The organism is Microvirga aerophila (assembly GCF_003332305.1).
GTDB classification, from domain to species: Bacteria; Pseudomonadota; Alphaproteobacteria; order Rhizobiales; family Beijerinckiaceae; genus Microvirga; species Microvirga aerophila.
The window spans coordinates 16,779-38,404 of the sequence record NZ_QOIO01000054.1 but is presented as its reverse complement, the minus strand read 5'-3'; the positions used below and the strand labels follow the sequence as shown (position 1 = coordinate 38,404).

Genomic DNA, 21,626 nt, shown 5'->3' with positions numbered 1-21,626 from the left:
AAGGCAACGGGCTGTAGAGGGATGTTGCGTTGCATGTCAGACCTCCATCGGCAGCAGGAGCGACATTCAGCAGGGCCTTGCTGCCAATGGTCGCTCGGGTTTGATCCTGGCCCTCTGCCATGCAAGAGGCATGCCACGGTGGCCTCTGGGGCATGACGGGTACAGACCAGTCATTTATCGGAGTCATGTGACAGGGAGATTTCTAGGGGCGGGCACGCCTACACGGGAAAGCCCCCTGATCTTTATGATCGACCGAACAGCATCATCTTTGGCTCAATGGTCCTTGCCTTCCGGTGCGCTGATCCGGTTCTTTCTGTCAGGGGCCGCAAGGTGGTTGCTCTAGAATAGCGAGCCACGTCAGGATTTCGGGAAACATCGAGCGGGATGGCACCGCAAGCCGTTAAGAAGCATCGTCATCGCCTCAGAGCCGACAACGCTTTGGACATCCTCTACAACGTGAATCTCCAGCATCGCGATGGTGTCCGGACCAGCCTCGTCCGCCGTGCGATACAGCGGATCAAGCTCACTCAGGCTAAAGCCCGCATGGGCACTCCCTGTGCCGTCATGGCCGTGGTTGACGTTCGAAATTGCTGAATGCACAGCAACGGCTGTGGCTGCCATCAGACTGAATCGGCTCGCCCAAAAGCACGGAGAAGGTCCACAAGTTGTGCCGCCCGGCAGGCTCCTGGCCTGTCGGGGAATTCGGCGTGGATGAGCTTTCGATGCGGATCAAAGGTGGCGAAGAACACCAAGGGAGTGGCAGCGCGGTGCAAGGCGGCTGCCAGTTGGAAGGCTGATCCATCCTCCAGCAGGATGTCGAGGATGGCTGCATCAACCGCCTCGGCGTCAAGGCAGTCCAGCGCCTGCGCATTGCTGCGGCATGGACCCACGACCGCCCACCCCAGGTCCTGGATGGACGATGAGAGGCAGGAACCGAGATCGGACTTGCTTGTGGCAACGAGGATAGTGTGGGTCATCGATCCAGCCTTTCTGCTGCGCAGGCTCTGACGTTGGTCCCGCGATTATTCTTACGGCGTTCAGGACCCTGCTTCTGCTACCTCTGAGAAGGGTACGACCAGAATTGTCTCGCCGCTGGCATCAACCACTTCGATGGCCATCTTGTCCAAGTCTCCCGGTGGGAGGTCGTCCCACAGAGCACAAAGCTCACGAGCGACTTTCAGAGCCTCGATGTGGACTTCATCGGGATCGCGGAGGTCTGTGCCGATATGGTCTTTATCGAGACCGGTGCCATCCTGAACGTGGAAGTAGTAGCGGGGCATGATTCCACCGACGTGGGGCAAACAGGCCGCTGAAGCAGCCGCTCCGCTGGGGTTCCTGTTTGGGATCGTCCGTGACTGGGGTGAGCATCTGATCCTCCCATCCTCTGGTATCGGTACATTCGCCTGCGCGCGGCTGGCGCACCTTACAAGCCCGAGGTCATGTGCCATCTGATCTGTTGCTGAAGCCGTTCGAGCTTGCGCAGGTAAGGCTCGCGCTCGGCTTGGTAGCGCCTCTCGCGCTCTTCCCACAGGCGTTGGACGACCGCCTGCGAGCCAAGCCTCTGCGCCAGCTGCTCCCGCTCCATCTCGTGGCGGTACTCGATGGCGGCCAAGGCTGCGAGCGTGGTCTGAAGCTCATCATGGAGATCGTTCTCGGATAGGAAAATCCGATTGGCCATGGACGCAACTTGACGAGCGAGCATTCCAGGGGGCATCTCAGACCTCCGTCATCAGTGGGTCAGGGAGTGTATCCTACGGACTGCACCACCACCTGCGCTGGGCCGTGCCCGCATAAGTCAGCAGGGAAGCGGTGGGGAGAGGGTGCTACCGGCTCCGTCCGCCCCTTCCATACGCCTCAAGCCGTTCGATCACAGCAGCAAGGTGGTCCGGGACAGGAAGGTGGAGGACCTCACGGTAGAGGGTCGGGAGATCGTGTCCGACCACTCCGGTGAGTTTCGCGCCGACATGGTGGGGGGTGGGAGGGATTGTGGTCATGCAGTAATCCTCAGGCAGAACTGGCTCAGTTTGCCTCTGATACGGTGACCGAAGGAGCTTCAGGTACTATGGACCACAACCGGCTGCCATCGCCCTGGTTTCACCTGAGCCGTTAACATAGGCTAGAAAATCGTCTCAAGGCCGGAACGCCCTTCACCCTCTGCGGTTACCGTCAAGCTCCCGAAGTGAGTGGATTGCAGGGATCGCCCGATGGCCGACGCTGTGAAGGACAACTGGCCGCTGGGCAAGCTTATCATCATCCCTCATGTGTGGCGCAACGACAGCCTCTGGAGCGACATCCAGGCTGAGACGCAGGACGGGATTGGGGGCAGCCTTGCAGGCCATGTATGCCGTGTTGCTCCAGCAGCCGCTCTCACCGCAATTGGCAAGGTTGGTGCGGGAGATCGAGGCTCACCTGGAGGGCACGCAGCATGGCCGTTGAGGAGCCGCTGCGGGCTGAACTTCTTGCGGCGGTCCCTCACCTGCGGGCGTTTGCCATCGCCCTGACCAACAACCCTGACCGTGCCGACGATCTGGTGCAGGATACCCTCGTGCGGGCCTGGGCCAACATCGACAGGTTCGAACGCGGCACAAACCTCAATGCGTGGCTCTTCACCATCCTGCGCAACCTGTTCCACTCCGAGTACCGCAAGCGCAAACGGGAGGTGGAAGATGCGGATGGGTCCTTTGCGGCTCGGCTCAAGACACAGCCGGATCAGCAGGCTCACCTTGATTACGAGGATTGCCGCAGAGCGCTGAAAAGGCTTCCGGTGGAACAACGGGAAGCGCTGCTGCTGGTGGCGGCGCAGGGGATGTCCTATGAGGAGGCGGCTGTGGTGTGCAGGGTTGCGGTTGGCACGATCAAGAGCCGCGTGCACCGTGCCCGTTTCCGGCTGACAAGGTTGTTGAGCTTGGAGAGCGAAGCCGAGATCGGCCCAGAAAGCGTGATGAAGGCAGCCCTAGCAGCAGGATGACAACTGTTTCCCGCAGCCTGCATGAACAGTCACGCTTGGTTGTTAAGGCAGGGTTCAAGTCGAATGGCTGAAGTCTTGTCAGATGAACAGTCACGGCAATGACGCACCACTGGTCCTTATTCTGGAAGACGAGGTTCTGATCGGGATCAACCTTCAGGATGATTTGCAGGACGCGGGCTTTCGGGTCGCAGGGCCATTCACGACGTGCTCGGCGGCGCTTGAATGGCTTCAGACCGCTACACCTGATACGGCCATTCTGGATGCGGCACTGAGGGATGGTCCCTGTCGCGAGATCGCGCAGGAACTCGGCAATCGAGCGGTGCCATTCCTGATCTATTCAGGCTATGGGCCAGACCAGGAGCTTCTCGCTGCGTTTCACCGCATCACCTGGATCGAGAAGCCGGTCCCGCCCTCTGCTCTTGTGCAAGCCTGCCAGGAGCTTCTCGTCAGCGAGAGCTAAACCTTTCTGGCAAAACACCTTGCTTGCATGAACTCTCGCCCATGTCGCCCGTTCTGCTTGCTGTGATGTGGTGAGTAGCTCCTGGTGTTGAACGAACAAGTGCTTCCCCCGTGGCAGGAGAGTGATCGGCTTGCGGCGCTGCGCAGCTATCGCATCCTGGACACGCCCACTGAACCAGTGTTTGACAATCTGGTGCGCTTGGCAGCAATGGTGTGTCAGACCCCCATGGCGCTGATCACCCTGATCGACGACCGCAGGCAGTGGTTCAAGGCTGAAGTGGGTCTGGGCTGGCGCGAGACGCCGCTCGACGTTTCCATCTGCGCCCACGCTATTCTCCAGCCGGGACTGCTCTTGGTCCGCGACACCACCCAGGACGTGCGCTTCAACGGCAATCCGCTGGTCATGGGCGAGCCGCACCTGCGCTTTTATGCCGGGGCGCTCCTGACCAGCCCAGGCGGTCTGCCTTTGGGCACGATCTGTGTTCTCGACTGTGTTCCCCGCGACCTCAGCGCCGAGCAAGCCTTTGCTCTGACCACCCTGGCCGAGCAGGTGATGGCGCAGCTTGAGCTACGCCGCGCGGTGGCAGAGCGCGATGAGGTCCTCGCCACCAGCCGCTGCACCGAGCGGCGTCAAGCGCTACTGGTGCGGGAGCTGCATCATCGGGTGCGCAACACTCTGGCGACTGTGCAGGCGCTTGTCGGAGCCACGGCGCGGTCCGCCAGCAGCATCAAGGAGTTCAACCGCTCGTTCTCGGCCCGCATTGCTGCCTTGGCCAAGACTCATGCTCTGCTGACGGAGGATTACTGGCAAACCGTCCCCCTGCAAGAGATGCTGATGAACGAACTTCAGCCGTTTGCAGAGCGGCGGCGGCAGCGCTTCAAGCTGGAGGGACCTCCACTGGACCTGTCGGCTGATCTGGCGGTTCCCCTCAGCATGGCTCTTCATGAACTGACGGCCAATGCAGCTCGCTATGGCGCATTGTCCATACGCAAGGGCTGCGTGTCTGTCGCGTGGGAGGTGGTAACTGCTGACGGGAAGCGGCGGCTCCATCTCACCTGGGTGGAGCACAATGGTCCACCAGTCGGGGAGCCGAGCCACAACGGCTTCGGTCTGGTGCTTCTTCAGCGCGTGCTCCCAGCCCAATGCGATGCGCAGGTTCATTTGGAGTTCGACACCGCAGGGCTTCGGTTCGAGATCAGTGCTCCTCTGATCGAGCACCGCCACGTGCCGCCGCATTAGAGGGCGAGCTAAGCCTTTTGCTTTCGGCCAATCTGATCCGGCGAAGGGGTTGGCGTAGGGCAGCCGCTTTTCCCAATGTCACGCTTGGTGTAACATGATCCTAAGAACAGGAACGTGGGAGGCTTATCATGTTACGCGTCCTACCAGTCGAACCCGAGGCACGGGTTGAGATTGACCGCAGCGGCCTTAGCCCAGAGATACGAACTATGCTGGCCGCCCTGTCCGACATCGAAGCTCGCTATGACAGCGACCGTGAGGGCCTCAAGGGCTGGAGTGGCCCTGAGGCCGCGCGAGAGCGTCTGCTCGATCTGCTGGAGGCGCGGCATCGGCGCGAGCGCGAACCCCTCGTGCAGCAGTTGGCCGAGCTTCACCAAAGCGAAACTTTTGCTTTGATGTTCCGCAACCTGCATCCCGTGCATTAATTAAACAGCCCGGTTGGACATAGACGAGACAGCGCTTTACCTGTCGTCCGCTTTTGCGGAGCAGTAAGTGTGCGCATGGAACTTATTGGACCCTGATCACCTTGGATTCACAGTCCTTCTATCTGCGCAGGAGGGTTTGTCATGACCCAAGCAGCAGAAACTCCAGACACAATCCCCTCCCATCCTCTCATCGAAAGCAATCGGGTTGAGGGCACGCCCGTCTATGACCGGCAGAGCAAGCGCATCGGCACGATCCATCATCTCGTCATTGAGAAGGTGAGCGGACGGGTGGTCTACGCCGAAATGAGCTTTGGCGGCTTCCTTGGGATTGGGGCTCACACCCATACGATCCCGTGGGAGAAGCTCACGTACGACACCCAGCTTGGCGGCTATCGCACCGACATCACCCAGGAGCAGCTAACCGGTGCTCCAATGATCTCCGGGGATGAGAGAGTGTGGTGGGATCGGCGGCGTGAGCAGGACCTTCACGATCACTGGAAGGTGCCGCCATATTGGGGCTGGTGACGTAGGGGAAAAACCCATTCAGTGGGTGAGTCCATCCAGTCGAGCATGGCCGATGCACGAGGCAGTCGGTCCGTACAAATTGCAGGTTACCAAGGCTCGGGTGGTAAGCTCTGGCACAGGCTTCAAGGATCAGCCCATCGCGGCAAAGGCAACCGTCAGGCCGCCATCCGATCCGCTGCCATGGCCACTTCCTGCAACAGGGTCTCCTCTGGAAGAGGACGCGGAAGGAAGCACCCGTCACCAGGAACGTCGGAAGGGCGAAGGTGCCGGATGTAATAGGATATGATCACCAGTCCGAGGGAGGGCCAGCGGTCGTGCACCTTGTGGGCAAGCTCCAGGCCGTCTGTGGCATCGGGCACATCGAGATCAGCCAGCAGAACCCGCACATCAGAGCGCGCTTCAAGGGTGCTCCACGCCTCGTGTGGGCTCTGCGTCTCGATGACGTTGAACCCTGCCCCGTTCAGGACAGCAGCCATGCCTGTGCGAACCTCAGGCGCGCTCTCCATCAGCAGGACGGTCGCGGCTGTGTCAGAACCACGCGCGCTCATCACTCTACCCTCAAGACTGTATTATAGTCCCGTCAAGGTCAGCCATCCAGGACAAGGGAGACGTGTCCTTCCACACGCAACCGCCATCGTCTGTTTGCTACCCTAGCTTCGTTGATCTTTCCGGGTTTGATCTCGACGGAGGGACTGATGTCAATAGCCCAACCGAACACCCCTGACAGTCCATCTCGGCACAATACTCAGACCAGCTTGCTCAACAGGCTGAGATCATCTGGTTTGAACCTTGATACGACAGGGGCAGACCTCCACGTTCAAACGGCACAAATCAGGGATCAATCTCGGCTGGTAGCCGCTCTTGTTCTCGCCTTCAGCACCGACCCTGCCAATCGCTGGATGTACCCCGCTCCCGACAGCTACCTGAGGCACTTTCCTGATTTTGTCAGAGCCTTGGGCGGCAGAGCCTTTGCATGCGGCACAGCCCACTTCATTGGTGATGTTCAGGCCACTGCGCTATGGCTGCCACCGGGTGTGCAGCCCGACGAGGACGCTCTGATCGCTCTCCTTCACGACGGCCTCTCGGACAAGGTTCAGGGCGACCTGAGCGGAATATTCGAGCAGATGGGGAGCTATCATCCTCACGAGCCGCACTGGTATCTGCCGTGGATCGGGGTCGATCCGGCCCAGCAACGGAAAGGCTTTGGCTCAGCCCTGCTGACCCATGCCCTTAGGGCCTGTGACGCGGAAGGAACTCCTGCCTATCTGGAATCCTCCAACCCTGAGAACATCCCGCTGTATCAACAGCATGGCTTCGAGGTGATGGGGACGATCCAGGTGGGAACGTCACCACCGATCACCCCCATGCTCCGTCGTCCTCGCTGAGGACGGTTCACCTTGCGCCGTCTCGGCCAGTCTTGGGGAGGGATGGTTGGCGGTGTGTAGGTCGATCCGTCCGAACTCGACACTATCCTTCGACGGAAGCGCGTTCGTCACTGGGGCAGGAGCCAAAGCAGACCAGAGTCAGGAGAGATGCGATGTCGATCACCTCGAACCGGGTGCGGGCTGCGGCATACAGCTTCGAGCCCATCCGGCAGTTCTACTTCTACTCCCGCTATGCGGACAGGCGCGGTGATCCTGATATCTGCGACTTCACCTTTGGAAATCCGCACGAGATGCCCTTGCCGGGGCTGGTGGAGGCGATCCGGCATTACGCCGTGCCTCACAACAAGGACTGGTTCGCCTACAGGGCGAGCGAGCCCGAGCCGCAGACATTCATGGCTGAGCGCTTGAGCCAGGAACTGTCGCTGTCCTTCGAGCCTGCCGACATTGCACTGACCAATGGTGCCATGGCTGCCATTGCTGTCGCGTTTCGCCTGCTGCTCGATCCGGGTGAGGAAGCGATCTTCTCCCTCCCGGCATGGTTTTGCTACGAGCCCATGTTGCTGGCAGCAGACGCGGTGCCCAGGACGGTGAGACTGCGGGGTGACCGGTTTGACCTTGACCTATCCGCCATCGAGGCGGCAATCTCCCCGAGAACACGCCTCGTCATCATCAACACGCCTCATAACCCGACTGGCCGCATCTACAGCCGTGACCAGCTTACGGACTTAGCGGACCTGTTGAACCGGGCCTCTGAGCGGATCGGGCGGCGTATCTTCCTGCTCTCCGATGAGCCCTACCGCCGCATTCGCTTTGACAATCACGACTTCACCAGCCCAGCAGCAGTCTATCCCTGGACTGTGGTGGCCTACAGCTATGGCAAAGTGCTGCTCGCTCCAGGCCAGCGGCTGGGCTACTTGGCTCTGTCACCGCTGATGCCGAGTTCGGACAAGCAGGCCCTCCAGAGCAGTCTGTTCGCCGCCCAAATGGCATTGGGATGGTGCTTTCCCAATGCGGTGATGCAGTACGCCTTGCCTGACCTGGAGGGGCTCAGCATCGACATGCACGCGCTCTCGGCCAAGCGAGCCTGGATGACGGAGGCTCTGGAGCGGGCTGGCTATGAGGTGCTGCGACCGGAGGGAACGTTCTACCTGTTCTGCAAGTGTCCTGGTGGTGACGGGGGCCGGTTCTGGGATGCCCTGGCGGGTCGTGATGTATTCGTGATGCCGGGCAGTGTCATGGGGGTTCCAGATCACTTCCGCATTTCTCTCACCGCATCTGAGCCAATGATCGAGCGCAGCCTTCCCGTCTTTGCGGAAGTGGCTCAAGCAATTTGCGATGCGCGGCAACCTGCTGCTTGACCACTATCATCAGGGGAGGAGGGGGCGTGGATGTGCACAGATGTTCGCGAGCTACAGGTGCGGGCGATCCTATTTCTATTCACTCGGGCTTAAGCCCAGCTAAAGCCCACTTGATGATGTTGGGAATGTCCAGTGGCTGGAGGAGCCCGTACCCGTCGCTCGAACCACGGCGACTGAAGGGGCTTCTTTGTTTCTGAAACACTCGACTAAAAATGATATCTCTTGCTGCGATGCAGCAAAAAAGGCATCCTACTGAGCATGAAGCCAGAAACTGAAGCTTATCCGGCGCAGCTACGCTCAGACGAACTAAGCTTATCGTTGAGTGAAGAGCATAACTTCGAAGCAATCTTCCAGATACCAGTCACCCATCATCTTGTCTTGGTTCGATCCCGCAGCCAGGGTGGTTCGGTGCTAACAGAGAATTGGGAGCACGACGAGTATGACTCGTCCGGGCACTTGGTGGCCCATTACAGCAGCTTCCAGCAGGTGAGTGCTACCAGCAAGGGGCAGTGCGGCTGGCGCAAGTTTGACAAAGATAACCAGCGGGTGCGTGAGCAGGACGCTCTTAGTTGACCCGATCAGTGCTTCAAGGGCACCGACCGCTGCACCGGGACACCGTAGACTTTCGTCGCAACTGCTTGATCAATGTGGGTACATGACTTGCGCACGGCCCACCGGGATTGCTAAGGCGGAACACCCAAGAAAAAAGGCCGCCCTTGCGAGCGGCCCGAAGTTTAGGGAGGAAACGCCCAAGAAGGGCAGCAGCACCACGACGCCAATCGTTGTGCTGCACTGCAATAAATAGTTCGTGCCCGAACGATGGGCAAGATCAATGGGCAGCTTCGGCTGCCCATTTTAGTTGCTTCTGGCACGGGAAATGCGCATCGCCCGCCAACGAGCGTGAACCTTCCAGAGAAGGCATGAACGATCTCTATGCTTCCCGTTCGAAGAACTCCCGCACCCTTTGAGTGTGCAGTGGGAACGCGGTCTCCACGGGCTCATGAACGACCAGTACCTCCGAGACCTCAGCATCGTGGACAAAAGTGCTCTGGTGCTCGACAGGAGGACTTTGACAGAAGATCAAATTGAGCCGCCGATCCGGTGTGGTCTCGACCGTCACGATCCGCAGGGCTTCAGGAATAACAACGACGCCGGTTTCCTCCATCACCTCCCGCGCACCGGCCTCCTGCCATGTCTGACCGAGCATCTGGTACCCACCTGGAAGGGCGCGACGAATCATCAGCAGACCATTCCGGAGGGGCACCAGCACGACAACAACCATAGGTGTGTTCTTGTAGCGGATCATTCCAATCACCCTCAGTCTTACGTTTTGCCACCCTGGATGACGGTGAGCTTCCGCATCATCGGTGGGAGGTCCGGGGGAGGGGAATAGGTACCCTCTAGGTCCGTGAACCGGGCCTTGGACCCTGAATCAAACCCATTCGGAAGCCGTTCCCATGGGAGCGGCCTCCTCGGGCAATCGAGGGCGATCCTGTCAAGCAGATCGCAAAGCTGGATATCGGCTCCATACTCCGCTGCAAGTCGCGCCAGCCGATATTGTCCCTTCCGCTGAGGGCAGAGGGGACAATCAACGCGGACGATTACCCATGGGAAACTTGACAGCCGCTCGACCATAGCTGCCCCACGTCATTATGCGAACAAAAAAAGAACATCCCGGGCATGGTTCCATAAGAAGTAGGTGTCCTCAAACCTGTCGAGCAATCAGGTCGCGAGTGACCGTAGCTCCAGAAAAGCTGGGGGAGTGGGCACGGAACTGGGCGGGGAAATACGAGCCGAAAGCCATCCCCCAGGTTTACCTAACTGCTTGGAAAGACTCGATCATTAACGCCCTCTCCTGGGCACCATTCGCCGAAATTGTTGTTTAAGTTGAGTAATTTAGCTCCCTAGAGGGGCTGAAAAGGCAGGGTGCTTAATTTGGGGTGCTTAAAAGCAGGCACTTTCCGTTCTCTCTCCTAAGCCTCCAAGGTTCGAGGATCGTTCTCTCTCACAGCAATGAAAAAGCCGTCCAAAGGCGGCTTTGAATCAGGGATGAACAAGTCGGCTCAAGCGACCTTCGGGACGGCTGTGTTAGCTCCAGCCTTGGCTGCACCAGCCCTCCACTTCGCATAGACATCGATCTTCTTCTTCTCGCGAAAGTAAGCTTTGGCGTAGCGGTCGATCTCTTTGAGGGTCTGATGACCAGTGACCGCCATCACATCATGCGGATCGCAACCACGCTCAATCAGACGGCACACGCACAGCTTCCGCAGTCCGTGCAGGCTATACCCATTCGGGATTCCTGCCGCGTTGAGCCATTTACGAACACTGTTGCCAAAGCTCTCCTTCACGTAAGGCTCGTCCTTATGGTCCTGCCGAATGAAGAACTTCGAGCCAAGGATTCCCGCGACCTTCGCCGCTTCCAAGCTCCCGTGAAGTTCATCCAAGATTGGAATATGGGCGACATAGGGCTCGCCGTCATCGCCCTTCTCCTGCTCCACTCGCAACGATCCGTGCGGAAGCCCCTCTTCAGATGAGATGAACTGATCCCACCCCAGCAAGTAAACGTCGCCTCGGCGTTGCGCCGTATAGCCAGCAAGGTCGAATGTCAGGCGTTGCTTTGTGCAGAGCGGGTAATGAGCAACCATGCGATCCCACATCTCGTCCGTCCACATCTTGTAACCGCTGCCCTTAACCTCCTCCTTCTCAACGAAAAGAGCATAGTTGACCTTCACGAGCTTCTTCTTGATAGCGAGCTTGAGGACACTTCTGATCCATTTGATCAGGTTGTTCTTCTGAGGACCGCCAGTTGTCTTGGATACCTTCTTCAGCCTACCTGTCCGAGCATTCGACTCCTCGATTTCCGCTGTTCTGACCTTTCGATCCACAAGGGTCTGGATTACCTCGGTGTCGAAGCGCTCTACCGGCATCTCGCCGTACTTACGACCTTCTGGATTTGTGCTCTTGACCGGTTGGTTCCAAGTCCAGCGAAGCTGGCCCTCGATTGCACGCCCGTTTGTCTGCTTCTTGAACGCGTCCGTCTTCATGTGTTCGAGGCAAAGCCAGCCCCATGAACCATGCAAGAATTCGGTGAGTGGCATCTTGGGCTCTGCGGCAACGGGCTGCCCCGCCATAGCCGTCTTGGCCTCAGCTTTCTCGACGATCTCCTGATCAGGATATGGGTGTAAGCCTGCCAAGAAGCGAGCATAAGCAGCCTGGAATTCCCTTCCATGAATGGCATCGTCCATGACACGATACTGGCGTTGTCCCTTCTGTCCAAACCAGAAATACCAACGGGTTCGGCCATGGCGATTTGGCAGATTGTAAACGTATGGCCACCCGCTCGCGGTTGCCTTAGGGCCTTTCCGGACCGAGCCAGCATTCAAAGATTTTGCTACCGTGAACATTAGTTGACGCTCCACTCATCCTTGGTGTCTGTCTCCTCGTCGTCATCCCACAGGGGCAGCTTCATAAACTCGTCTTGAAGCTCGATCCACGAATAGACTTTACGCTCGCCGAGACGCCGCGCCCGAGGTTTGAGCTTCGAGTCAAGCTTGATGAATGCACTCGGAGAAATCCCCCAAGCTTTGGCAGCTTCAGATTCTGAGACACCAATCGGAGGAATACCCGTTGGCAATTGAATGGCCTTCTTGCTGATCGTCATAAATTAATACCTGAAAAACAGTTTGTTCAAAAAAGTAGTGTTGCAGGGATAGCCCAGCACAGAACCGGCCAACCCTAGTAGATGCCGACAACGCCCTCGAAAATTGGTGGTCATCGCCGGGTACGATTAGAACGGTAGCGAACTGCGATTCGAGACCGCAATATTTTTCTGATGGGGACCAATCGTAGCGAATTCTGGGTCAGTGGTGGCGATGCGCCGTCAGGTGAAAAGGCATCCCAATTGATGTTGGGCCTGAGCTATGCACCATGCGATCATCTCAGGGGCATCGACACCGACTGAAAGAGGGTATCGCCAAAATTTGCTGTTTCACACTAACCGATGAACAGTCGCTCTGCCTGTGTTCCCTCCAAACAGCGAATATAAGCTGGCGCAGATGCTCCACGTTGCCAACGTCGGCAAGCTGTTATGTATCGATTGACAACAGCGGCTCGACTCATTCCTAGGCGGGGTGGCTGAATTGACGGGATCACAATGTTCTCAATGTCGGCTGGCAGACCGTCGTTGACCATCAAGCACAGTTACTGGCCTTGACAGGGTAACCCGTCTCTCCTGCTCGACAATATAAAGTGTGGTGAGAATGACAGGGCTTCCCTTATAGGAGAAGGAAGGCTCCTCAGCACCACCGAAGCTTGAAGTAGACGGCCTGCTCAGTGCTGTCGAAGGTCATGACAGCAATTTCTCGCCGCCGCATCTCCGGTGTTATTACCGTTCGCATCGAGAATCGTGTTGTGATATCGTTTTCGTGCGCCCACTCCTGCACCTCTGGCGTTAAGTTAATCCCGACCACCTCCGCATACGGAGCCGCTCGGTGGATCGTAAACGGCAGAACGAGCACATTCTCCCCGAGTTTCGGATGTTGAGTTTTCAGGAGCTTTTCGAAGACCTCTTGGGCCTCATTTGTGATCGCCTCGCAGGCAAGTGCAACCGTCTTCGGTATCGGACCGGTGCTCTCATATGTCGCGATACTGCGCTTGCTGACGCCCAGCCGCTCAGCCGCTTGGCTTTGCGTCAGATTGTGCAATTCCCGCCATCTCTGGAACTGTCCAGGTAACTCTATCACTCGCGCTCCTCCCACTTCTGCACCATAAACACCGATCTAGCGCACCGATTATCGATCTATAATGCACCGAACGGCTTAACATCCTGCACCACGCCTCATTATGAAGGCCACGTTCACTCGCTGGAATGAACCAGCGAGGATATCGACAATTAGTTAACTTTTTGAGGTAAAACATGCCATTTCACGGCGTCTTTGGTGTTTCCATTCAGTGGTCCGGTAATGATAGGCCGTACCAGAATATGCTCGACCTCGACTTTGATGATGATATGCGGGTTTGGTTGCCGACCGCGATGCGGCAGGCACGCGAGGCGGCAGAGCAGTTGCAAGAAGAGCCGTCGCTACCCTTAGCCGACATCAGCATCACGTTCTTGCTGCACACACTGCTCTCAAGGTACTGCGTGAATGCCATCAAAGCAGGGGATTCGTACACCGCATCAGGCTACGCCCATGCCCTCGTGAAGCATCACGATGCAGCGCATGGCATCCTCTTCTACGACGAGAATGGCGGTTCTCATTTCGATAGAATCGAAGCAACGGGCCACGACGATGCCGTGACCAAAATTAAGCGTCGTCTTCCTTACCTTACCGCCAGCAAGGCATAAACAAGAACGTCCTTACCCACCGCGTGGTTACCGATCCTTAGTTTGAATCTACGAGATCGGTACCACAACTCAACGTTCCGACAAGTGATCTGCGCGCACAATGAGAAATGCTTCTGTTTCGTGCCTGAACGCATCAGCGAGCTTTTGTAACAAGAACGTGCACTCCCGCGCCCTACGGCTCCACAATTCGGTCGTTCACGTGCTTTCATGGGCGGCTACGCCGCCCATCACCAGAGAAGTTCGTGTCCGAGACGAGATCGAAGGAAGCTGAGGTGTGCTGCCGAGCGGCGCTCGTCGCCCGACAGCAGGATGCCTCAGCACGCCGTCGAGACCTGAGCGCCGAAGGTGCGAGGGCTCGGGGGCGCTTTTAGCGCTTGGATCAATATTTCTAACTGAACCTCAAAGCCCAAGGGCGTTGGGGCAGCCGCTTCCGCGTCAGCCCCAAAGTCGAGGAGAAAGGAGAAGTTAAGTCTCCGGTCCTCGGCAGCGGCCTCGGTCCTCGACTTACTCTCCCTTCCCCTCGCCAATCCAAAAATTACGTCACACTAAAATAATATAGATATAGGTACGTGACGTGATTATATTTGGATCTCCACCTATAGAGCCATTTTTATGAAGATTAGAATTCTTTCTGGTCCTCCCGGTTGCGGGAAGACATGGGTATTGCTTAACGAACTGATTGATCATCCAGGTCGTTACATTTTTTCATCTCCGCGCATCGACCTGATCGAGGAGCGCGAGCGTGACCTGAAGCGCATGATCGCAGCTTCATCCACGGCCCCGGTCCTGCGCATAATCCATGGCGGTCTGTCGCGGTCTGCCCCTGTCGCCCGACAGATCAGCGAAGCTATCGAGGAGTATCAGGACGACGAGCATGTCATCCTACTCATCACCCATGAGGGAATGATGAGTGCCGATCTCGGTGATCTGACCGGATGGCACGTCAAGATCGACGAGATGCCGCTGGCTGTTGTGACGGACAAAGTCGGGGCCGAGGCTGGAGCCGTCTACTTCGAGCAGAGCTATGATCTCGATCCCGTTCCAGGCACCAACTCGTCGAAGCTCAAGGTCTGGGATGACGCGCCTGGAACACGCTCGGTTCTGCGGGATAGTGTTGTGCAGAAGCTGGTGGTGCTCGACAAACGGGCTCGGACCACGCAGGGCGTTTATGTGGATGTTCAGGATTGGGCTGATCTGCGCCAGCGCGGACGCAAGCTACAATGGTGGTCGGCATGGACGCCGCTCGAACTTCGGACTGCCGAGAGTGTGACGATTGCCGGGGCGAGCTATCACCACAGCATTCTCGCCAAGGTTACGGAGGCTTTGTATCCAGGACAGATCAAGATCGAGGAGGTTCACGTTCCTGGTCGAACTCGACAGCCCCGGCGCATCTTCATCCACTACTTCACACGAGGCCATCGTGGATCAAGCACCTTCTGGAAGGACAAAGGGCGTGACTGTCTCTTACAGGTAGGCCGATCTCTGGAGACGGTGCTGCTTGGCTACTGGTCAGGCAACGAGGTGGTCACCGACTACTTCCATGGACGGCTCTCCGGGGAGAAAGTATCTCCCAAGACCGAGGGCACCAATAATCTGATGCATCATACGTCCTGTGCGTACATCTACAGCAGCAAGGCACTCCTGTCCGATGCTCCTCTGATCGACCTATTCGGGCTCAGCCGGGAGGACATCGAGCGCGCCCGTGAGATCGAGGACATTGCCCAGTTCGTGTGCCGGGGAGATTTACGGAATCCGGACGCGGACGAGGATTATCATATCTATCTCTATGACCTGTATCAGGCCCAGGCTCTGGCCGAGTATCTGACGGAGCACGGGTTCGGCACGGTTGAACTCGTGCCCGTTGAGGAAGCCGGATTGCTCGACACGCATCGCCCTGGTCGTGGGCGACCATCTTCCGAGCCGGAAGACCCACGGGGTCGTGAGGAACGTGAGGCCCAGAAGAAGGCGGACGCTGCGGAGCGGCAGCAGCGCAGGCGGGATCGCCTTGTCGAGGCGAAGAAGGATGCCGGAACCTACCGGGGACCGGGGCGTCCCCCGAAGATGCCACCACCCGAAGCTCTTCGACCATGATGATCTGCCTAATCAGGAGCCCTGGTGATCAGACATTCGTCACATGGTTTGACGGGGATGGTGCCGCGACTGTGGCTCAAACATCCGACTGTCGGATGTTGCAAGAGAACGGCGGAAACTAGATGTGGCCCGCGCGGATAGACGGTCGCCCAGCAGAAGCTCCGAGCCGATGTCCGCTTATAGGACGCCGTCACGGTCCGTCCATAGCGTGATTCGACTGCGCTTATGATAGCCTTCAAGATCGCACGTGAAGCATACATTTAAATATTGCAGCCTCGAAGGCACCTTTCGTAAGGTGACTATGCCAAGAGTTTGGCTTTATTCACCAATGGATTATTTTGAAAATGTTTACTCACACCGTAATATTAGACATCCCTAGCTTCAACGAATATAAGATTGAAGGGAGCGCGAGAATTTGGCTTACAGCGTTAGCCGCTGCCCTCAACACAGTCGGGAGCGGTAACTTCCTCTTGAGCGATATTGAAGATTACGAAACGCCAGTAGTCTTCAAATGCAAGAGTGCGTCTGCGCTCGAAGCCTTCATGACGGAGCTAGCCGTACAGGGGCTTGGAGACTTAGTTGCTCCAGCTTCGGCGTCATCGAGTGATGTATTGCCCTCCTCCTTCACAGGTCGTGCACAAGGGCTGAGATGAAGAAGCGGATGGGCACGGCGGTCATCAGGCTCGCCACATGATCATGCGTGGCCTGGAGGTGCTTGCCTCCAGGCTGCTTCACGCGGCATCAGGCTCTTTGAGCGCCTCCCGCTGTCCTGCTCTCAAGGCTGCATAATAGCTGCTCTTGCTGATCCCGAGGACACGACAGGTCTCAGGCACGGTGGTGTTCGGATCATCATGGGCGAGCATTACCTGCCTGATCATCGCGGACGTGAGCTTCGGGGGTCTGCCGAATCTGACCTGACGTTGGCGGGCAAGCGCGATACCTGCCTTGGTTCGCTCCAGGATGAGTTCTCGTTCCATCGAAGCAAGGCTTCCCAAAACACCCAGAAAAAATCGGCCCACAGGTGAAGACGTGTCGATGCTTTCGCGCAGAGAGACGAGCTTTGCGCCTTTGGCTTCAATCTCTTCGACGATTTGGAGAAGGTGAAGCTGAGAACGGGCCAGACGATCAAGCGCATATATATAAAGACGATCATCTGGACGAAGCAGATCAAGAACGCGGCGAAGTTCGGTGCGATCCCGCTTCACGCCCGATGCCTTCTCCAAATCGATATCTCGATCATCGACACCGGCCTTCACGAGAGCATCCAGTTGGATCGCCCAATCTTGAGAACTCGTGCTTGTCCTTGAGTATGCGTAGCTCCGACCAGCCATCGTGCAAAAACCCCCGTGCAGACCTTCAGAATTTTTGCACGGACTTCCTGCACGTCAAACGCTTTGAATTCCCGTGCTCGATGCTGCTGTCCAGAAACTGAAGACTTTGCGGACACGGGGGAATGTGGAGGATGGGCGTGAGAGATGAGGAGGGGAGTGAGCGAGACGCCATTCGTCAAATTTGACGAGGATGGATGGTTCGTGACCGTGCCGCAAAACGTTCAACCGTTGAACGATCAGGAAGATGAGAATGATAGAGGTACAGGCCCCACTCCATGCACCTAGAGAAGCCTCCTTCCCCTGACATCCCGCCGATGATGTGCAGGCTCACAGTTATCCAGGGTCGGAAGGACTGAGGACAGCCAACCTCACTCAGGCCGGTCCGTGAGTTGAGCTTGGAAGGAACCGCAGGTTAGCCTCCGTTGGCCTCATACACATGAAGGGATGGAGGCTGCGATCAAATGCCGGTTCTGTGAGCAGGACGTAGATGGTTCTTGTCGTAACATACAAAATATGCAGCAACGAGCGGCGAACCACATCACCCGCTGTGGGAATGCACTCAAGAGTCAACAGGGGATGAGAAGCCCTGCCGGTTCCACCGAGGTTCAGGGCGGCGCTCTAATGCGCCTTTCAGGAAACGGCTGCTTGGGTGCGTAATGCTCCTCCCCCTGTCGTGATCGCGGGATGCCCCACTGGTAGGGGAGAAGCGCGACCCTCGGCGACGGCCCGAGCTATCGACGTGTCGATGGCCCACCTCCCAATCTCAAGCTCACAATGCGAGCGCAACTCACTAATGATCTGGTCTGGACGAGACCGCAGGAGTTGGAAGGCTTCCACTGGAACTCCTTTGTGGTCTTTCTCCTCAATGGGCGCACCATGGAACAACTTATCCCGCAGAAGACGCGCGAGTTCAATGGCATCGTACCGCACGCTCTTCCCGTCGAAAGCGACTTGCGAAGTCCCTCCCTCGTCAAGCCCAAGCATGAAAGTCACAGCCCGCCTCGAAGGTCTGTCCGCTGATTTGAGCTTGTAGGCCAAGGCTTCAAGACACGCGAAGAGACGGGCGACTTTAAACTGCGGGTTTCGCTCCCGCGTTGCATCGTGGAGCATTGAGAGAGCGAATGCGAAACGCTCGTTCTGCTCGGCCAATTCGAGGATGTGTGCCAAACGCGCTGTGAAGTCGGATTGGCTTTCCGGCCCAAGGCGATGGCGCTGAGAGACGGGTGGAGGAAGCAGCCGGAAATACGTTCCATCCGGTGTCGCAGTTACGATTGCGAAGGGTCCCGTCTCGTTCCCCGTTGCCCAAGAGATCACCTGCCGCAGGGCGTCAACGCGCCGAAGTGCTTCTGCTTCAAGTTGCTGTGGGGTTCTCCCACCCATATTGAAGCAGGCGATCACCGCTGCCGGGCGTGCCTGCTGGCCCTGCTGGCCCTGCTGGCCCTGCTGGGCAAGTTGGTCGATCCCAGCGGCTTCAACGTGGCCCTTAACGACCTCGAAAACGTACTGAGCAGTCACCTGGGCCTCAGTCTCCATCTGTAGCGCACTGAGTGGAGCTACAACGACATGGGGTAGGTGAATCGGGTATTGGAGGAAAACGCGGTCACACAGAACATGGACTGCCGGTCTCTGTGCCAGTCGAGCGCGAAGAATGGTCGGGGAAGACATGCGGCCATCATCTAAACTGCCTCAACAGAGTCCGCAAGCGTATGGCTCAGCAGACACAACAGGTGCTCTTGGAAGCCTGTCCATAAGGAAGTATTTGAAACAACAGACGCGGGGCAATTGGGGCAACATCCCAACCGACGCGTGGGATGAATGAGTCCTGTCAAATGTGCGTACATATTGAGCATGCACCGACAGGTCTTTTGTCGATCTCAGAGGTCGGACCTGAATGGTGGTAGGCTTATCGAGAGGGAGCAGAGAGCCGCAATTAAGATTCACTTTGTGTGGCGCATCAGTCTGAAATTCATGGTAGTTCCGTGTACCCGCATATAGGCCGTGGACCTTAAGAACTGGGTCCTTGCAACCTGATGCGTTCAACCATCACCGTGATTTGATTGTATAACAAGCGAGTGTTAGCAACTTCACAGCAGCCGAGGGGTCTACTCGGACCCGTTTTACGAGCGACATTCTATGAGATTTATCCTTTCTGCTCTCGCACTTACATTAAGCACCCTTCATGTGATGGGTGCGCCTCTGACAAAGGAGATACTTGAGGAGCATATCACGCGGGAGCTTTCTTGCTGGCGCAAGCCTCCAAACCCGACCCCGACCCTGGTGGCGCTCGTCCAATCTAAGCTAATCAGGCCGTCCGAGCAGAAAGGGTACGACAGTATTTCATGCTGGAGCTTGAAGGGGCGCTTCTCTGTTAGCGGGATGCCAGTAGGCGGCGTCTGTGCTTACGAAGAGGATGAATTGATCAGGGCATTACACCCAGGCTACTACTGGCGTGGTCCTGGAACATCACCCGGTGTCCAGCTTTCGTTGATCTCGTCGTGGCCGGTCGAGAAAGTCAAAGCCTGGGCAAAATCCTACCTCGCACCAGCAGGCAAGTATCGGATTCAGCCGAGTGATGGGGTACTCAGGGGCACGGAGCTAAGCTGCCATGAGAGCGACTTCCCGCTGCCGGAAGACTGATCATCATTTGCTGGCCCGCAGCCGTGAGGCGAAATTCAACCTGAAGGATTCCTAGCCTTTTTGCTGCTAGGCGGAACTGGGTCCTTCCGTGATGTTTCAAAGTCTACTCCATTGATTCTTGGCTTTGCGCTCACCCACGCCCGAGGCCGCATAGCTAAGAGTTATTGAGGTGGGGACGTGGGGGGAAGTTCTCCTCCCAGAGCGTCTTATGATCAAACATTCGTCAAATGCTTTGAAGGGATAGAGCCGCGACGTGCCTCAAACGTCCGACTGTCGAATGTTGGAGAAAATAGTATGGAGGTGCAAAGCTCGCCCTTTCAAACCTTGAGCGGCCTCCTCTCTGACCCTCCTCAGTGATGCGCAAGCTCATGGTAATCAAGGGTGGCAGAAAGTAGAGCACAAAGGATCGGGATGGCTCGCTACCGGAATACACCTACGGTCGTTGTCGTGCTGGTGCCCCTCCGGAATGGTCTGCTGATGATCCGTCGCGCCCTTCCAGGTGAAGGATATGGCAAGCTCGCGCTTCCGGGTGGTTACCAGATGCTCGGCCAGACGTGGCAGGAAGCTGGTGCGCGGGAGGTGCTGGAGGAAACCGGTGTCGTCATCACCCCTGAAGCCCTGCGGATCGTGACGGTCGAGACCACACCGGATCGGCGGCTCAATCTGATCTTCTGCCAGAGCCCTCCCGTCGAACATGAAGGAGCGTTCGTCCACGATGCTGAGGTCTTGGAGGTGCTGGTCGTTCATGAGCCGGTCGAAACCGCCTTTCCACTGCACACGCAGAGGGTTCGGGCATTCTTCGAGCACGTGGTGTGAGGACGCGCACACTGTTCTTGGGGAGGCCACCATAAACTGCCATGTGGATTCCGCAGGCCAGCAGCAACGAGAATAGGCAGCTATGGCTGCCTATTTGATCTTGCCATTGTTTAGGCAAGGCTTAAATTGTGCAGTGCAGCACGGCAATTGGCGTTGCGGTGCTGCTGCCCTTCTTGGGTGTTTCCTCCCTAAACTTCGGGCCGCTCGCAAGGGCGGCCTCTTTTCTAGGGAGGGCTCTTCTAGCCGCTCCGATCTGTGATTTGCAAGTGCCTCATCCAGAACAGACACGGCTCATCGTGCCAAAGTATCATTCTCCTTACTGCCAAGCTAGGCTGTAGCCGCGTAATTGCGCAGGTTCATCGTATTGCATTCAAAGTGGCTCGGGCTCAAACTATTGCCGAGTAAGCCGCTCCCGTTGAAGGCGCGCCAATCAGCTATGAAAAAGCATTGAGCGACCCTGCCATGAGCCCCCTGAACGAACGCATCCAGCACCCCAGTGAAGACAGCCTTGGCTGGGCTCTGGCGCAAGCGGCCCGGCTGCATCGCTTTTACCTGAACGAAAAGCTGGCTGGCATGGGCCTGTTTGCCGGGCAGGAGCAGGCGCTTCAGGTCCTTTCAAGTTACGATGAAGTCAGCATGGGGGAACTCGCGGGCATCCTGCGGGTCCGCACCCCAACCGCCTCCAAAACGGTGACACGGCTTGCCGCTCTTGGCCTTGTGGCACGCTCTTGCAACCCGATTGATGCGCGGACCGTCAGGGTCAGGCTGACCCGGAAAGGCCGGATGGCTGTCGCTCGCATCCAGACGCTCTGGGATGAGGTGGAGAGCGACATGGTGGCGGGCCTTGATGCAGAGGAACAGAGGCAGATGCGTAAGCTGCTCCTTCGAGCCGCGATGAACCTTGCTGGAGCCCTCGGGAGCAATAGACAGGATACCGGTGCTGTGCCTGCCGCATTGGATCATCACCCGGCTCATCGTAGACAAAGCTCCCGCAAGGCTGACGTTCTGGCAACCTCGTACCAACAGGGACGCTGAGCGGGCGAGATCGAT

The 21,626-nt window shown here is 57.5% G+C and carries 24 protein-coding genes; 12 read left to right on the top strand and 12 right to left on the bottom strand.

What is annotated here, in order from left to right; all coding sequences use genetic code 11:
- Positions 1 to 357: 357 nt before the first annotated feature.
- From DRB19_RS30190 to DRB19_RS30185, 5 genes are all read right to left on the bottom strand, one after another.
- On the bottom strand, positions 358 to 621 hold the full coding sequence (locus DRB19_RS30190; RefSeq protein WP_147023368.1) for a hypothetical protein: 264 nt from the start codon (positions 619 to 621) through the stop codon (positions 358 to 360).
- Positions 621 to 977 carry a response regulator gene (locus DRB19_RS23360; protein WP_114188425.1) on the bottom strand — a complete coding sequence of 119 codons (357 nt, stop codon included), beginning with the start codon at positions 975 to 977 and terminating at the stop codon, positions 621 to 623. The genes DRB19_RS30190 and DRB19_RS23360 overlap by 1 nt, the downstream gene beginning before the upstream one ends.
- Positions 978 to 1,037: 60 nt before the next feature.
- On the bottom strand, positions 1,038 to 1,280 hold the full coding sequence (locus tag DRB19_RS23355; RefSeq protein WP_114188424.1) for a DUF6894 family protein: 243 nt from the start codon (positions 1,278 to 1,280) through the stop codon (positions 1,038 to 1,040).
- 143 nt (positions 1,281 to 1,423) lie between these two features.
- The gene (locus DRB19_RS23350) at positions 1,424 to 1,714 is read right to left on the bottom strand and encodes a hypothetical protein (protein ID WP_147023367.1); all 291 of its coding nucleotides are present in this window, start codon (positions 1,712 to 1,714) and stop codon (positions 1,424 to 1,426) included.
- A gap of 109 nt (positions 1,715 to 1,823) precedes the next feature.
- Positions 1,824 to 1,994: a hypothetical protein gene (locus tag DRB19_RS30185; RefSeq protein ID WP_162815823.1), complete on the bottom strand. Its 171-nt coding sequence runs from the start codon at positions 1,992 to 1,994 to the stop codon at positions 1,824 to 1,826.
- A 431-nt stretch (positions 1,995 to 2,425) separates the two neighbouring features.
- Here DRB19_RS30185 and DRB19_RS23340 point away from each other — a divergent pair, with 431 nt between their 5' ends.
- The 5 genes from DRB19_RS23340 (at position 2,426) to DRB19_RS23320 (ending at position 5,614) form a co-directional block, all read left to right on the top strand.
- Complete coding sequence (locus DRB19_RS23340) at positions 2,426 to 2,968, top strand: sigma-70 family RNA polymerase sigma factor (RefSeq protein ID WP_174800031.1); 543 nt, start codon at positions 2,426 to 2,428, stop codon at positions 2,966 to 2,968.
- 82 nt (positions 2,969 to 3,050) lie between these two features.
- Positions 3,051 to 3,428 carry a response regulator gene (locus tag DRB19_RS23335; RefSeq protein ID WP_114188421.1) on the top strand — a complete coding sequence of 126 codons (378 nt, stop codon included), beginning with the start codon at positions 3,051 to 3,053 and terminating at the stop codon, positions 3,426 to 3,428.
- A gap of 84 nt (positions 3,429 to 3,512) precedes the next feature.
- Complete coding sequence (locus tag DRB19_RS23330) at positions 3,513 to 4,667, top strand: sensor histidine kinase (RefSeq protein WP_114188420.1); 1,155 nt, start codon at positions 3,513 to 3,515, stop codon at positions 4,665 to 4,667.
- A 206-nt stretch (positions 4,668 to 4,873) separates the two neighbouring features.
- Entirely contained in the window at positions 4,874 to 5,089 is a 216-nt protein-coding gene (locus DRB19_RS23325) for a hypothetical protein (protein WP_114188419.1), read from the top strand.
- Positions 5,090 to 5,230: 141 nt separating this feature from the next.
- The gene (locus tag DRB19_RS23320) at positions 5,231 to 5,614 is read left to right on the top strand and encodes a PRC-barrel domain-containing protein (RefSeq protein WP_114188418.1); all 384 of its coding nucleotides are present in this window, start codon (positions 5,231 to 5,233) and stop codon (positions 5,612 to 5,614) included.
- A gap of 155 nt (positions 5,615 to 5,769) precedes the next feature.
- Here DRB19_RS23320 and DRB19_RS23315 read toward each other — a convergent pair whose 3' ends face one another.
- Entirely contained in the window at positions 5,770 to 6,162 is a 393-nt protein-coding gene (locus DRB19_RS23315) for a response regulator (RefSeq protein WP_114188417.1), read from the bottom strand.
- 351 nt (positions 6,163 to 6,513) lie between these two features.
- Here DRB19_RS23315 and DRB19_RS23310 point away from each other — a divergent pair, with 351 nt between their 5' ends.
- The 3 genes from DRB19_RS23310 (at position 6,514) to DRB19_RS23300 (ending at position 8,930) form a co-directional block, all read left to right on the top strand.
- On the top strand, positions 6,514 to 6,999 hold the full coding sequence (locus DRB19_RS23310; RefSeq protein ID WP_245439760.1) for a GNAT family N-acetyltransferase: 486 nt from the start codon (positions 6,514 to 6,516) through the stop codon (positions 6,997 to 6,999).
- 152 nt (positions 7,000 to 7,151) lie between these two features.
- Positions 7,152 to 8,357, top strand: a complete 1,206-nt coding sequence (locus tag DRB19_RS23305) for an aminotransferase class I/II-fold pyridoxal phosphate-dependent enzyme (protein WP_114188415.1) — start codon at positions 7,152 to 7,154, stop codon at positions 8,355 to 8,357.
- A 258-nt stretch (positions 8,358 to 8,615) separates the two neighbouring features.
- The gene (locus tag DRB19_RS23300; protein WP_114188414.1) at positions 8,616 to 8,930 is read left to right on the top strand and encodes a hypothetical protein; all 315 of its coding nucleotides are present in this window, start codon (positions 8,616 to 8,618) and stop codon (positions 8,928 to 8,930) included.
- Between the two features lie 358 nt (positions 8,931 to 9,288).
- On the opposite strand, the gene DRB19_RS23295 is transcribed toward DRB19_RS23300, so the two are convergent.
- The 4 genes from DRB19_RS23295 to DRB19_RS23275 form a co-directional block, all read right to left on the bottom strand.
- Positions 9,289 to 9,663, bottom strand: a complete 375-nt coding sequence (locus DRB19_RS23295; RefSeq protein WP_114188413.1) for an NUDIX domain-containing protein — start codon at positions 9,661 to 9,663, stop codon at positions 9,289 to 9,291.
- A gap of 757 nt (positions 9,664 to 10,420) precedes the next feature.
- A complete protein-coding gene (locus tag DRB19_RS23285; RefSeq protein ID WP_114188411.1) occupies positions 10,421 to 11,761 on the bottom strand; it encodes a tyrosine-type recombinase/integrase in 1,341 nt (446 codons plus the stop codon).
- On the bottom strand, positions 11,761 to 12,018 hold the full coding sequence (locus DRB19_RS23280; RefSeq protein WP_114188410.1) for a hypothetical protein: 258 nt from the start codon (positions 12,016 to 12,018) through the stop codon (positions 11,761 to 11,763). The genes DRB19_RS23285 and DRB19_RS23280 overlap by 1 nt, the downstream gene beginning before the upstream one ends.
- A gap of 634 nt (positions 12,019 to 12,652) precedes the next feature.
- Positions 12,653 to 13,060: a helix-turn-helix domain-containing protein gene (locus DRB19_RS23275; protein ID WP_210207516.1), complete on the bottom strand. Its 408-nt coding sequence runs from the start codon at positions 13,058 to 13,060 to the stop codon at positions 12,653 to 12,655.
- Positions 13,061 to 13,272: 212 nt separating this feature from the next.
- Between DRB19_RS23275 and DRB19_RS23270 the strand changes: the two genes are divergently transcribed.
- Positions 13,273 to 13,701, top strand: a complete 429-nt coding sequence (locus DRB19_RS23270) for a hypothetical protein (protein ID WP_114188408.1) — start codon at positions 13,273 to 13,275, stop codon at positions 13,699 to 13,701.
- Positions 13,702 to 14,364: 663 nt separating this feature from the next.
- A complete protein-coding gene (locus tag DRB19_RS23265; RefSeq protein WP_114188407.1) occupies positions 14,365 to 15,792 on the top strand; it encodes a hypothetical protein in 1,428 nt (475 codons plus the stop codon).
- Between the two features lie 731 nt (positions 15,793 to 16,523).
- Here DRB19_RS23265 and DRB19_RS23260 read toward each other — a convergent pair.
- Both DRB19_RS23260 and DRB19_RS23255 read right to left on the bottom strand, forming a co-directional pair.
- Entirely contained in the window at positions 16,524 to 17,123 is a 600-nt protein-coding gene (locus DRB19_RS23260; RefSeq protein ID WP_114188406.1) for a recombinase family protein, read from the bottom strand.
- A gap of 630 nt (positions 17,124 to 17,753) precedes the next feature.
- Positions 17,754 to 18,638: a hypothetical protein gene (locus DRB19_RS23255; RefSeq protein WP_147022870.1), complete on the bottom strand. Its 885-nt coding sequence runs from the start codon at positions 18,636 to 18,638 to the stop codon at positions 17,754 to 17,756.
- 1,533 nt (positions 18,639 to 20,171) lie between these two features.
- Between DRB19_RS23255 and DRB19_RS23245 the strand changes: the two genes are divergently transcribed.
- Complete coding sequence (locus DRB19_RS23245; RefSeq protein ID WP_114188403.1) at positions 20,172 to 20,576, top strand: NUDIX domain-containing protein; 405 nt, start codon at positions 20,172 to 20,174, stop codon at positions 20,574 to 20,576.
- Between the two features lie 462 nt (positions 20,577 to 21,038).
- Positions 21,039 to 21,611, top strand: a complete 573-nt coding sequence (locus DRB19_RS23240; protein ID WP_147023400.1) for a MarR family winged helix-turn-helix transcriptional regulator — start codon at positions 21,039 to 21,041, stop codon at positions 21,609 to 21,611.
- Positions 21,612 to 21,626: the final 15 nt, after the last annotated feature.

Coding starts and splice junctions, on each gene's coding strand:
- DRB19_RS30190 (WP_147023368.1), bottom strand. CDS start 621: ATGGCAGCCACAGCCGTTGCTGTGCATTCAGCAATTTCGAACGTCAAC.
- DRB19_RS23360 (WP_114188425.1), bottom strand. CDS start 977: ATGACCCACACTATCCTCGTTGCCACAAGCAAGTCCGATCTCGGTTCC.
- DRB19_RS23355 (WP_114188424.1), bottom strand. CDS start 1,280: ATGCCCCGCTACTACTTCCACGTTCAGGATGGCACCGGTCTCGATAAA.
- DRB19_RS23350 (WP_147023367.1), bottom strand. CDS start 1,714: ATGCCCCCTGGAATGCTCGCTCGTCAAGTTGCGTCCATGGCCAATCGG.
- DRB19_RS30185 (WP_162815823.1), bottom strand. CDS start 1,994: ATGACCACAATCCCTCCCACCCCCCACCATGTCGGCGCGAAACTCACC.
- DRB19_RS23340 (WP_174800031.1), top strand. CDS start 2,426: ATGGCCGTTGAGGAGCCGCTGCGGGCTGAACTTCTTGCGGCGGTCCCT.
- DRB19_RS23335 (WP_114188421.1), top strand. CDS start 3,051: ATGAACAGTCACGGCAATGACGCACCACTGGTCCTTATTCTGGAAGAC.
- DRB19_RS23325 (WP_114188419.1), top strand. CDS start 4,874: ATGCTGGCCGCCCTGTCCGACATCGAAGCTCGCTATGACAGCGACCGT.
- DRB19_RS23320 (WP_114188418.1), top strand. CDS start 5,231: ATGACCCAAGCAGCAGAAACTCCAGACACAATCCCCTCCCATCCTCTC.
- DRB19_RS23315 (WP_114188417.1), bottom strand. CDS start 6,162: ATGAGCGCGCGTGGTTCTGACACAGCCGCGACCGTCCTGCTGATGGAG.
- DRB19_RS23310 (WP_245439760.1), top strand. CDS start 6,514: ATGTACCCCGCTCCCGACAGCTACCTGAGGCACTTTCCTGATTTTGTC.
- DRB19_RS23305 (WP_114188415.1), top strand. CDS start 7,152: ATGTCGATCACCTCGAACCGGGTGCGGGCTGCGGCATACAGCTTCGAG.
- DRB19_RS23300 (WP_114188414.1), top strand. CDS start 8,616: ATGAAGCCAGAAACTGAAGCTTATCCGGCGCAGCTACGCTCAGACGAA.
- DRB19_RS23295 (WP_114188413.1), bottom strand. CDS start 9,663: ATGATCCGCTACAAGAACACACCTATGGTTGTTGTCGTGCTGGTGCCC.
- DRB19_RS23285 (WP_114188411.1), bottom strand. CDS start 11,761: ATGTTCACGGTAGCAAAATCTTTGAATGCTGGCTCGGTCCGGAAAGGC.
- DRB19_RS23280 (WP_114188410.1), bottom strand. CDS start 12,018: ATGACGATCAGCAAGAAGGCCATTCAATTGCCAACGGGTATTCCTCCG.
- DRB19_RS23270 (WP_114188408.1), top strand. CDS start 13,273: ATGCCATTTCACGGCGTCTTTGGTGTTTCCATTCAGTGGTCCGGTAAT.
- DRB19_RS23260 (WP_114188406.1), bottom strand. CDS start 17,123: ATGGCTGGTCGGAGCTACGCATACTCAAGGACAAGCACGAGTTCTCAA.
- DRB19_RS23245 (WP_114188403.1), top strand. CDS start 20,172: ATGGCTCGCTACCGGAATACACCTACGGTCGTTGTCGTGCTGGTGCCC.
- DRB19_RS23240 (WP_147023400.1), top strand. CDS start 21,039: ATGAGCCCCCTGAACGAACGCATCCAGCACCCCAGTGAAGACAGCCTT.